Here is a 12,545-nt window from a genome sequence, read left to right on the forward strand (position 1 = left end):
TATTAAAAGTAACGTCTCTCCTGAAAGCTGCTTCGCTTTCATCTAAACCCCGCAGATAGAAAGACGGGTTAGTCTTCGTTGTAAAGCTGATCGGAACGTTACTTGTTGTGTCCGGTCGGTTGAAGGTCAGACGGATTTCGAACGGTCTTCTTGTAGCTATCTCCCCATTCCTTCATCGCGGTGATTATAGGAATTAAGGTTTGACCGAAATTCGTAAGAGAGTACTCTACCTTGGGCGGAACCTGATGAAACACTTCGCGGTGTACGACTCCGTCTTCCTCCAGCTCCCTAAGCTGCAGAGTAAGCATTCGCTGGGTTATGGCCGGACAAATCTTACGAAATTCATTAAAGCGCTTGGGCCCCTCCATCAGATGATAAAGCAGCACGCCCTTCCATTTGCCGCCAATAACGTCCAACGTGAACTCAACAGGACAACCTTCGTCGTTCGGGCAAAATCCGTACCCGCTTTTTCGGTCTCGCATGTTTTCCCCGCTCCTTCTTTCAAATTACCTCCCTCTATATTATAATGAAAATCCTTCTAAAACCACTTTTCCGACCGTCCGGCCCGTTTCCAGCATGGCATGCGCTTTGCGCAGGTTCGCAGCGTTGATCGGCGTCAGTGTTTCGCTTGTGGTCGTCCGGACCACACCTTCGTCCACGAGACGAGCGATTTCATTCAACAGCTTGTGCTGCTCTATCATGTCCGGCGTTTGGTACATGGATCTGGTAAACATCAACTCCCATACAAACGTGACGCTTTTGTTCTTCAGCAAGGTCAGGTTCAACAATTCATTGGTTTCGACGATCGAGCAAATTTTGCCCTGCGGCGCGATCGCCTCCGCCATGTTCGTCCAGTGCTTTTCCGTGCTGTTTAAGCAGAGAATATAGTCGACCTGGTTGAATCCGACTGCCTGCAATTGCGGTACAAAGGCTTCAAAATGATCAATGACGTAGTCCGCGCCAAGCTCCTTCACCCACCCGGTCGATTCCGGTCGGGAAGCCGTACCGATGACCGTCAGACCGGAGTACTTGGCTAATTGTGTCGCAATCGAGCCAACGCCCCCCGCAGCTCCGATAATCAAGATGGACTTGCCTGCGTTATCGGCTTTCCTATGTGATATGCCCATTCGGTCGTACAAGCTTTCCCAAGCTGTAATCGACGTTAAAGGCAATGCCGCGGCTTGCGCAAAATCCAGTTTGGACGGCTTCGTACCGACGATCCGTTCGTCCACGAGATGAAACTCGCTATTCCCGCCGGGGCGCGTAATGCTGCCTGCATAGAAAACCTCGTCACCGGGACGGAACAATGTGCAATCCGGACCTACCTGCTCGACTACCCCCGCAACGTCCCAGCCTAATATTCTGGGTTCGCTTTCCTCACGGCTTTTGGGGGAACGGACTTTGTAGTCCACCGGATTCACAGAAACCGCCTTAACCTTAACCAGCAAATCCCTGCCCGCAGCCGTCGGCTTCTCCACTTCCACGTCCATTAGACTTTCCGGATTCTCAATGGGCAAATACTTGTAAAGACCAATCGCTTTCATGGTTTCTCTTGTCATTGTTCTTCTCTCCTTTATTTGTTTACGATGTTGTTTTGTTGTTACTCGCAGTATAGAGGATATGCAGAATTTTTAATAGTACGCACATTCATGTGATATAGTATCAATTTATATACTATTGGATTGCACGCAAATGAAAAAAAAGACAACCATTTTCCAATTGGCTGCCTTCTGCTAAGATCACTCTTAGTCCGATATCATGTATTCCGTCTGCGAAAAGGGCGCCGGATTTCGACTGATTTCCGGTCGCTTGCCGCTGGCAGTAGTGAGATTTCGGGATATTACTTTTTTACAGGTTACATAAGGATAGGGCCTGCCCTCATAGCTCTGATTGTCACATGGATCGGAAAACAGATAAAGGCCTTTGCTGTCTTCCGGGATGACGGAATCATCTACGTGGAGGTTAGAAATTTCCACATTCCCGGGCATGTAGCACGTATATCCAAAATCATGCATACCATGATTTCTAGCGCTGATAAGCGCAGGCGTTCCCACATCCCCTTCCGATGGAATCCACTTGGTGTCCCGAATGATGACATCGCCCTCCCACGTGCTGCCGTAATCAGCCCGAAGCTCCACCAGCGAATTGCCATAGGATACTACATTATCAATTGTTAACAGCCCTCTGCCAATCGCTTTGATGCCCTGCCATCCGATAGAACTATCTTTAATGGAATAAATACCGGATACCCCCATATGGGCATCAATTCTTGAAATGACACAGTTCTCTACCGTAATATTTTTACAAAAATTGGATGCCACAACACCCCAGCGAGTTCGGTCTGTAATGTTGTTCATTCTGCAGTTGACTAAAGCAAAATTAACTACACTATTCGCGTGAACATCATAGGATCCCATCATGACAGGCTCACCTGCGGCACCAATGGTAGTATAGATCTTATGGCCGCTGACAAAGCAGTTCTGAATGGTCACATTGGCACAGCACATGGCATTTAAAAATCCTCTATAGGGCGAGCCGTGACCTATTTCACCTGCAATATAATGGACCACTCCGTCTACCCATGTATTGGAACGAGTGATATCGATCCCTCGACCATAATAATCATATTTGGATTCTCCCCGATTGGCTATCGTGGTAAAGATTCCGCCGCTGATTTTCAATACGGTCTTATCGATGGGCCGTGCTTCTGCCTGAGTAATTTCCTCGTAATCCCAATCAATCGGTGCATCTACGGATCCGTCTTGTTTCAAAATAAAGCAGTCCGTTTGAGCAGTCCCATTATTCTGGTTTAACCCGTATCGGATAAACCTCTTCACATTGGCATTGGCTACAATGACATAACAATCTTCCTCCAAGGTCAGCTCCAAATGTTTCTGGTCTCTGGTCAGAGACGATATCTCCAGCTCGAAGGGTTGGTGCACGGACTTTACATGAAAGCAAGGCATTTTATTGTTCTCTACAACCGTATCGTCTATCGTAAATCTGGACGTGCTCCAATCGACATCGGTTTCGATCACGGCTGTCAAGGCTTTTGCTCCAATATAATAGGTTGCATCGGGCTTCGTCTTAACCGGCAACCCATGTTTATTGGCATAGGCATGTGCAGCACAGATAGCCTCCATATCGTCTGTCTCGCCATCTCCCAGGGCTCCGAAATCTTCATAATTGACAAATTTCAATAGGTTCGCCATTTGTTACTCCCTTTCCACCGTACCATGACGGTTGCTTTATAAAAAATATCGCAGAGAATAAATAATGATTGTAGCTAGTGTACCATTGAACTCCGTATCCAACAATAACCAACCATGGTGAAAAAAACCGACCGCAGCTATTAAAGCTATCGGTCGGTTCACGCCGTCGGTTTCCGCCGTCGGTTTCCGCCGTCGGTTTCCGCCGTCGGTTCACGCATGATTCAGTTTTTTCACGAGCCGGCACTCGGAGTAACAGGAATCACCGGCTTATCCTGCATAATATCGCTGCAAGCCTGCATCCATGAAGCCAGCTCGGTGGCAAGCCGTTCGATGTGGCCGGCATTTGCCGGATCTGCCGACAAATCCTGCGTTTCCCATGGATCGTTTAGCAGGTCGAACAGCTGGATTCGTTCCGTTCCTGTGTTCGTAACCGGCGAGCGATAATAACGGATCAGCTTCCATCGGCCGTCCGTTACCATCCGCTGTACATCTCGGTAAACCGAGCACACGATACTGCGAACGCCATCACTTTCTCCTGCAATGACGGGATATAGACTTACGCCTTCCGTTTCCTCCGGCAGACCGACGTCACATAGCCCTGCAACGGTGGGAAAAATATCGATATTACTTGCCAGCGCAAGCTCCTGCTTGCCCTCCGGCACGCCTGGCCCCCGGAATATTAGCGGTATGCGTACGCTGTGCTCGTAAAGGCTCTGTTTGCCCATCAGTCCGTGTTGCCCGACCGCCAACCCATGATCCGCTGTATACACGATGAGCGTATCGTCATAAATACCCTTAGCCTTCAGCGCTTCGACGACTCTGCCGATTTGCGCGTCCATATGGCTTATCATCGCATAGTAATCGGCAATATGTTCACGAATTTCGCCCTCGTCCCTCGGCCATTGCGCAAGCCTCTCGTCCCGGCACGTCATATCGCCGGTATCGAATGGATGCTCCTTCATAAAGTTCGGTGGCAGCGGAACATCGGATTTGTCGTACATGCTTGCATACGGCTCCGGCGCGGTTCGGGGATCATGCGGCGCTGTATAAGCCACATACAGGAAAAACGGCCGCTCCTCTCGGTAATCCTCAATAAATTGGACGGCGGCGTTCGTAAACAGCTCCGTCGAGAACGTCCGTTCGATATATTCGTGTTCCTTCGGATAAGCCCCACTCGGGTCATAATCGTACACAGGAACCTTGGTATGCTCACTCATTCCGTGGAAAAGCAGCTTATCCCCTCCTTCGAAGCTTCGGGCAAAGCTTGCCTTGTCATTATGCCATTTGCCGATGGCATGAGTTCGGTATCCGGCACCCTGCATCGTTTGCGGCATGAGCCGAACATCCGGACGAATGACGCTCGAATGTTCCCGGATCAACATATCCTTGCCGATCGTCGCTCGAAAGATAGGAATACCCGTATGGACGCACGCTCTGCTAGGTGCACAAACCGCCCCGGTTAAGCCGCCGAATATATGGACGTTACGACACGATGTCCCGCTGGCAGCCAAGGAATCCAATACCGGCGTATGCACGGTTTCATCGCCGAATACTCGAATGGCGTCACCACGATGATCGTCCGCTATTAGAAATACGACATTAGGTCTTTCGGCTGAACGCTTCTTTAATTTCTTCTCTTTCATCTTGTACCTCACTCTCACGGGACAGGAAAGCTCCCCGATGCGGCTACTTTTTCGATTTAAACTGGGTATAGGCCTGTTGATAAATTTCAAGGTAGCGCTTAATGTTCATTTTATCCAAAGTGCTTAAATAGTTGTTCCACTCCTTGTCAATATCCAGCGAGCCCGTAACCGTTTTTGCAAAAAATTCAGCTCTGTAGTCCGTAAGCGTCTTCTCAAGCGTTGACAGCTCCTCCGCTTGTTCATTGGTGAAGAATAATGGCGGCACAATTTTACTCGCATCGATTGCGTAAGGCTCGTATTTTTTCGTTTCTTTATACAAAATAAGCTCCAGCGAATTTTTCGGATCCGCTGCCACGCTTAATCGCAAGTCGTTTGTTCGCAGCGAAGGCCCCGCCTGCGCCCAGTGAACATTTTGCAGCTTGCCAAATGTGGCGATCGGTTTCCATTTCGCTTGCTTCCCGTTAACGCCAAGCTCTCCTTGCTCTGGACGCACCCATTCCTGACCGGGACGGCCTTGCGTGCTGCGAAGTGTCGCTTCTTCCGAAAGCAGCAGGTCAGCCATACGGAATGCGGCAGCGGGATTTTTGGCCTTATTGGTAATGACAAATTGACCTGCAGATACCGCGTAAGGATTATATGCAGTTGAACGTATACCTGACGGTCCTTTGAGCGGAGGAACGGATACGTAATCTTTGAATCTCGGATTATCGACTTCGACAAATACCGTTTGGTTTTGCGAGACAATCGCTCCGACGATCGGGATTTCCGGGTTCATGCCCATTTGTTTCAGCTGGTTTCTGTCCTGTGTAAACGTTTGCGGAGAAATGAATCCTTCAGCAAACAGTTTACGCATATAGGTCAAAGCTTCCTTCCACTCCGGTTGATTAAAGGCAACTTGAACCTTTCCATCCCTAATAAAACGCAGGTTGAAATCCTTCTCGATAAAAGCGCTGGTCAGAAAAAGATCCAAAGTAGATGATGGGCCATTCGTAGCGCCGACAAGCGGGATCTCATCCGCCTTCCCGTTTCCGTTCGGATCTTTTTCTTTAAATGCTTTTAACACTTGATAAAACTCATCCGTCGTTTCCGGCATTTTTAAACCGAGCTTATCCAGCCATGGTTGATAAATCCACATCTTTTGGCCAAGTGAGCAGTGGTAGCAATCATTCACCTGAGGGACCGAGTAAATTTTGCCGTCAGGCATGGTAATCAAGTCTTTGACATAGGAAACCTGCTCGAACATCTTTTTCATTTCAATGCCGTATTTATCAATATACGGGTTCAGCGGAATAAATACGCCATCCTTACCGTAAATCGACTGCTGAATCGGCGATACGCTCATATTAAGCAGCACGTCCGGATAGTCGCCGCTTGCGAGTGAAACGTTAAGCTTCTCTGCAAACGTTTTTTCCGGAGCGACCTCCCAATCGATATGAATGTTCGTTTTCTCCTCCAGCCACTTGGTGAACTCGTTCGTTGCAAAATTTTCGACAATGCTGGAGCCTTTGACCATGACCCTGAGCGTCGTCTTTTCTTTCGTAATCGGGAATTCACCTGCCGCCGTTACTTGATCGTCCTTGCTTGCTTCCGCGTTTTTGGCTGCTTCCTTTTGTCCGCTGTCCGCACATGCGCCCAGAAGAGCTACAGACGTTGTAATCGCGATTGCAGCGGTTAGAGCTTTTTTCATGTAAAAACCTCCCTTTAGCCTTTTAATGATCCAATCATCATGCCTTTGACAAAATGCCTTTGTATGAATGGATAGATGATGAGCACGGGCAGCGTAGACACGACGATAAGGGAGAACTTCAACAGCTCTCGCAGACCATCCCTTGCCGCTTGATCGGCAACGTCAGTTATCATCGATGCATCGACCTCGTTTTGCACCAAAATATCCCTTAAAACCAATTGAAGCGGGTACAGCTCCTGATGCTTTAAATAAAGCAGCGCGCTAAAATACTGATTCCAATGGCCGACTGCGTAAAACAAAGAGATTACGGCGATGATTGGACCTGATAAAGGAAGCACGATCTTCCGAACAAACGTAAAATCACTGCATCCATCCATTTGAGCGGCTTCTAGCAATTCATCCGGAATGGTTGTTTGGAAATACGTACGGGCAATGATCATATTCATTACAGAAAGCGCTCCCGGAATAAGTAATGACCACCTTGTGTCGATCATACCCAGCTCTTTCACAACCAGGTAAGACGGGATCAATCCGCCTGAAAACATCATTGTAAATACAAACAAAGCCATAATGCCATTACGAGGCATAAAATCTTTTCTTGAAAGCGGATATGCCGCAATGAGTGTAAAGAGCACATTGATGGCCGTTCCCACTACGGTATAATAGACCGAATTCAAAAAGCTCGACATAATTAAACGATGCTTAAATACCGCTTCATAACCCGCTAGCGTCGGCTCTACCGGATACAACCAGACTCTGCCGGAAACCACCGCTGTGGATGAGCTGAAGGAAGCGCTGACAATATAAACCAGAGGATATAAGATCGTAATTGTAAAAATGAATAGGATGATGTAATTCAGAATTGTAAACAGCCTGTCATCCGCACTTTCTTTTATGCTTCCTGTCATAGACGTGCCCCCTTATTACCACAGACTGGTTTGCCCCAACTTTCTGGCTAAACGATTGACGAGAACCAGCAGGATCAAATTAATAACTGATTTAAACAATCCAATGGCAGACGAGTAGGAATAGTTGATCGCTGTTGATGCCAAGCCGACCTTGTAGACAAAGGTATCGATCACCTCGGAAGCGCTCATATTCAGCGGATTCTGCATCAGCAATACCTTTTCGAAGCCTATATCCAGTACATGGCCGGTGTTCATGATCAGCAGGATAACGGCAACCGGCATAATGCCCGGCAAATCGACATGCCACATTCGCCTTATCTTATTGGCTCCATCCATAACCGCAGCCTCGTGCAGCGAAGGATCGACAGCCGCAAGGGCAGCTAGATAAATGATGCAAGAAAAACCAACGTTCTGCCAAATCCCTGACCAGACAAAAACGTGTGAAAACCATTCCGGTATTCCCATGAAATTGACTGTGGGCAATCCGAAATATTTCATAATTGTCTGAACCAGGCCCACTCGCGGGTCCATCATTTGCAAAATGATGCCAACCATGACGACTGTAGAAATAAAATGTGGCGCGTAAGTGATCATTTGTACCGTTTTCTTAAAGAAACGGGCGTTGACGTAATTCAAAGAAAGCGCAAGAATGATGGGGAACGGAAACCCCGCGAATAAACTATACATGCTGAGCAGGATCGTATTTTTCATAATCCGAACAAACTCATATGAATGGAAAAAACGATCGAAATGCTTCATTCCTACCCATTCGCTGCCCCATACTCCTTTCGTCGGAATATAATTCTTGAACGCAATCAAAGCTCCATACATCGGCACGTACTTGAATAGGAGCAAATAAATAATCGGCAGCAGCATGAGCAGATAAAGCTGCCAATGACTGGATGCGTTCTTCTTCAGTCTGGTGAAGTAATTTTCCTTTTTACCGACAAATGCGGACCATGTTTTGCGCTTGCTAGCCGAGACTTCCATAAATCCCTCCCTATTTCGATGACCATGACTCGGTATGTTTCATGTCTTTCTATATTTAGGATACAAAAAGTGGGGGTGCCGAGCATTGTGCTGTTTTACACCGGTATGACTTTTTTTGCGCTGGATGACGGCATGTGAATCGTAACCCTCGTGCCCGTCCCCAGCTCGCTTTGCACGGAAAGCCCATATTGCGGTCCGAACACCATCTGAATCCGGTTATGCACATTGAGCAGCCCGATGCTGCCCTCGAATGCTCGCTGCGTATCCATCACCCTTTCCTCCTGGCTGTACATGAGTCGTGTGTTTAATTTCAGAAGTGCTTCCGCTTCAATACCGCAGCCATTATCCTCAACGATGACATAAAAATCCGCATCATCCTTCCATGCGTCAATAATAATCGTGTGAGTATCCTCGATTCCATGGGGAAACGCATGCTTAAACACATTTTCGACCAAGGGCTGCAGCGTCAAGCGAACCATGCTGTCAAGCAAATAATCCGAACTGATGCGAACATCGATTTCAAACTCGCGCTGGTTGCGATATTTCATAATAGACATAAAATACAAAATGTGTTTCAGTTCGTTGGCTACCGTAATTTTCTCCAAATCAGTGCGTATGGAATAGCGCAGCATATACGACAGAGAACGAACGATGTCTTTAATTTCGCTTGACTTCTGGATGACGGCGTAACAAATAATTATTTCCAGAGTATTGTACAAGAAGTGCGGATTAATCTGTAATTGGAGCGCTTGAAATTCCGCTAGCTGCCGTTTCATTACATTGTCTTGATTGCGCAGCTCGGTCTCGTAAACCCGGTCGACAAGCTCTTCCAGACGGGTGACCATCGTATTATAGCCTGTAATAAGCTGATCCATCTCATCACGGCTTCCGGTTAATGGTACTCGGGTCCATTGACCCTTTGCCGTCTGACGCATTCCGTTTTCCAGCAGTCGAATGGGACGAACGATAGATTGGCCGAACCGATAAGCTAGAAATAAGGCCAAAATCAAAGTGACGATACCAACGATTAGTGTTGTTTGCCGCAAGTCCGAAATCGGCTTGCTTTGTTCTGCAACCGACATGCTTGCTACCAGCGTCCATCCGGAGTAGTCGGACTTTCGGCTAAAGAAAACCCGCCCCGGTTCTCCGGGCAACTCAAATATTTGGTCTTTATTGGCTTCAACCGTATTAAACTGCATACCGTCAAGCTGTTTGCCGATCCGGCTCGGATCCGGATGGTATAATATTTTTCCGCGGTCGTTGACGATAAAAAAATAACCGGATTGCCCGAGCTTTATGCCCTTCCAGAGCGTGTTCAATTCCCCTATCTTTAATTCGAAGCCCACAATACCTTTAAATGATTTGGACGAAGTTCGGTCTGCCAATTTGCGAATAAGGGAGAGATGTCCGTCCAAAAACCCGGAATCTTGGATCGTCAGTTTGCCGTTCAGATCATCGTTTTCCTTCATTTGGTCAACATATTCTTCAAACCCTTTGTAATTAAAAGGAACAATGTGGATATTGAAATCCGTTGCCTGGAACCCGTTATAACCGATAATGTACGTCATTGAGATTTCCGGGTTGTTAATGAGAACCGGTTGAAATACCCCCTTCATGGCAAGTTCGGATGTATAAAAGCCGGGAGCGGAATTGCGTGGAAGATCGAGAGCCTCTTTCACTATAGGAGATATCAGAATAGAAACCGTTGCCCTCTCGTAATTTTTCAGATACAAATCAGTTTCATGCAAAACATTATCAACGATTTGAGTCAACAGTCCTTCATACTGATTTTCCAATTCGCTGGACGAACGCCAATAACCGGTAACCCCCACCGTCACCAGGGTCAGCGCGATAATAATGACAAAGTAAATGTAAACCTTGCGTACCAAGCTGTTATTCATTATTTGATCCCGAGCAGCGCGCGATATTCGGTAGGGGAATATCCGGTTGCTTTTTTAAACACTCTTGAAAAGTGAGGGTAGCTTTCGTAGCCGATCTCGGCTACGATGTCGATGATTCTGTAGTGCGGTACGGCAAGCAGCTGCTTAGCTTTCTCTATTCGTTTGCGCATACGGTACTGCACGAAGGTCTCATTCGTATGCTTCTTAAAAAAATGGCTGAAATAGGTCGGCGTCACGCCCAGCTTCCCTGCAACCATATCCAGCGAAAGCTCCTCCTCACAAAGATGCTCGTCGATGTAACGGAAAGCTGCCTCCAGAACATTGATTCTTTCATGATTGCGATATTCGTTCAGCCGCTGTATCCATATGCCGATTTCGGCCTTAAACCATTCGAACGTAATTGTAGCGACCGCATCCTCGATAAGCGGCCCCAACTCAATACCGTACGCCCCTCTGGCATTCAGTTTCTTGTTAAGCAGCCTGACAGCGTCGTATACCCTCTGGTGCTGCTGGGTGTCCGTATCAACGGTGAACAGCTCCCTCTTTCCCCCCTCAAGCAATTCATCGGCCCGAGCCTTGTCCATCATCCAAACCGCTTCCTCCAATTGATCGATCCACTGTTCAAAATGAGTGAAGGATATAAGCGCCGGCTCCCGTATGGCGAGCAATTTATCCAGCACTGGATAAAGCTCAATTTCCGTAATTGGTTTCAGCAAATATTCCTGTACGCCGTACGACATACATTTTTGTGCATACGCAAAATCACCGTAGCCTGAAAGCACAGCGACTTTGGTAAAGAGCTTTAGCTGCTGTATATTTCGGCATAGCTCCAGACCGTCCATACGAGGCATCCGAATATCCGTTAACACAACGTCAGGAGGGTTAGCCATGATACCCGATAATGCTGACACTCCGTCTGTAAACGTATCGATCTCATGAAACCGTTTATATTCTCCAATTAACGTTTTGAGACCCATCCCGATGATAGGTTCATCGTCAACAATAACGATTCTGGCCATTCGCTTGCCCCCGGTTTCAAAGGATGCATATCTCAGCTTACTAGCTTTATTATGTAGTAATTCCCTATAGCCTGCATACCCATCAAAACCTGAACATCATCATCAAAATTGAGACTTTCCTGCCGTTAATAATTCAAATGGATAGGCAAAATGAAAACAGACCATCGGCTAAGCAGCAAACTTGGCAAAAAAACACCTTTCATGTTTGGTGGAAGTGTCGCTTTTGCGATTCCAAACAGAAAGGTGTGCTAGTTAAATCTACTATATAATGAGGAGCTCGGTACTTCACTAAATAACATTAATAAGAATAACATGCAGGAAAACATCAGCCGCCATGTGAGACAGCATGGCCTGCTCCAAGCCTTTTTTCCAATATACGTACCCAAACCAAATTCCGAGAAGACCATTGAGCACGAGCGTCCTTACGATCAGCAGAGGAGTAAGCCCGCCAAAAATCTGATCGACAGCCGGCAGGTGAAGTGCTCCGAAAAGGATAGAAGCACCTATGATCCCAGCCAAGTAAAAAAAGCTTGGAATATGATCTTGGGATTTGCGGAAAACCAGCGCGAGTACCCAGATCAACAAATTCATTACAAACAAACGAAGCATCAGTTCCTCCGTAATACCTCCGTAGAACATAGCAAGAAGCGCTTTCCACCATTCTACCTTTCCCACCGGATTAGGCAGATTCAGGTTTGGCATAAAAACAAATTTATCCAACATCAGGTTCAAAAGCGACCCACCGAAACTGACCCCAATTCCAATAAAAAACCACGTCAGATCAAATCTAGGCTGGCTCTTCTTTTGGATCCACGCTTCGATGTGGGGAAAGGACAAGCCGGTGCGCAGTTGTAACCTCAAACCTATCAAGCATAACGCAAACAGCATTACGGTTTGCTGCAAGGCGCCTAGCGCTGCAGCCATCCATACCGGCAGCCCGTCTAGATTTCCGATCGTTTCACTCAACAAATCAAGCTGATAAGGGATAATAGCTATGATTCCGATCAAGCCTAACAATGTAAGAACAAATGCCGGTTTCAAGTATGCTTTCATTACAATCTCCCCCTCTTTTCATTACAAATTCCGGAAGTTACTAAAATAAGTGTCATGTATGCGAGTGTGCATGCCCTACGTTTATGTTATCATTTTTGATAATAAAAAACCAGCGTAATAACTGGACTTCGT

General features: G+C 47.0%; 10 protein-coding genes. All 10 read right to left on the reverse strand.

Features of this window, described 5'->3' with window-relative positions; translation table 11 throughout:
* Positions 1-98: 98 nt before the first annotated feature.
* The 10 genes from RAC89_RS27880 to RAC89_RS27925 all read right to left on the reverse strand — a co-directional run bounded on the left by RAC89_RS27880 (position 99) and on the right by RAC89_RS27925 (position 12,413).
* Positions 99-482 carry a winged helix-turn-helix transcriptional regulator gene (locus tag RAC89_RS27880; protein ID WP_306616978.1) on the reverse strand — a complete coding sequence of 128 codons (384 nt, stop codon included), beginning with the start codon at positions 480-482 and terminating at the stop codon, positions 99-101.
* A 39-nt stretch (positions 483-521) separates the two neighbouring features.
* Positions 522-1,559: a zinc-binding alcohol dehydrogenase family protein gene (locus tag RAC89_RS27885; protein ID WP_306616979.1), complete on the reverse strand. Its 1,038-nt coding sequence runs from the start codon at positions 1,557-1,559 to the stop codon at positions 522-524.
* Between the two features lie 186 nt (positions 1,560-1,745).
* A complete protein-coding gene (locus RAC89_RS27890; protein ID WP_306616980.1) occupies positions 1,746-3,200 on the reverse strand; it encodes a hypothetical protein in 1,455 nt (484 codons plus the stop codon).
* Between the two features lie 242 nt (positions 3,201-3,442).
* Positions 3,443-4,855: a sulfatase family protein gene (locus RAC89_RS27895; protein ID WP_306616981.1), complete on the reverse strand. Its 1,413-nt coding sequence runs from the start codon at positions 4,853-4,855 to the stop codon at positions 3,443-3,445.
* A 43-nt stretch (positions 4,856-4,898) separates the two neighbouring features.
* Positions 4,899-6,542, reverse strand: a complete 1,644-nt coding sequence (locus tag RAC89_RS27900; protein WP_306616982.1) for an ABC transporter substrate-binding protein — start codon at positions 6,540-6,542, stop codon at positions 4,899-4,901.
* A 14-nt stretch (positions 6,543-6,556) separates the two neighbouring features.
* Positions 6,557-7,450 (reverse strand): carbohydrate ABC transporter permease, encoded by an 894-nt coding sequence (locus tag RAC89_RS27905; RefSeq protein ID WP_306616983.1) that lies wholly within the window; start codon positions 7,448-7,450, stop codon positions 6,557-6,559.
* 15 nt (positions 7,451-7,465) lie between these two features.
* A complete protein-coding gene (locus tag RAC89_RS27910) occupies positions 7,466-8,440 on the reverse strand; it encodes an ABC transporter permease (RefSeq protein WP_306616984.1) in 975 nt (324 codons plus the stop codon).
* Between the two features lie 95 nt (positions 8,441-8,535).
* Positions 8,536-10,341 (reverse strand): sensor histidine kinase, encoded by a 1,806-nt coding sequence (locus RAC89_RS27915; protein WP_306616985.1) that lies wholly within the window; start codon positions 10,339-10,341, stop codon positions 8,536-8,538.
* Entirely contained in the window at positions 10,341-11,360 is a 1,020-nt protein-coding gene (locus RAC89_RS27920) for a response regulator (protein ID WP_306616986.1), read from the reverse strand. Before RAC89_RS27920 ends, RAC89_RS27915 begins: the two co-directional genes overlap by 1 nt.
* A gap of 288 nt (positions 11,361-11,648) precedes the next feature.
* Positions 11,649-12,413: a CPBP family intramembrane glutamic endopeptidase gene (locus RAC89_RS27925; RefSeq protein ID WP_306616987.1), complete on the reverse strand. Its 765-nt coding sequence runs from the start codon at positions 12,411-12,413 to the stop codon at positions 11,649-11,651.
* Positions 12,414-12,545: the final 132 nt, after the last annotated feature.

Source organism: Paenibacillus sp. GD4 (assembly GCF_030846225.1).
Lineage (GTDB): Bacteria > Bacillota > Bacilli > Paenibacillales > NBRC-103111 > Paenibacillus_G > Paenibacillus_G silviterrae.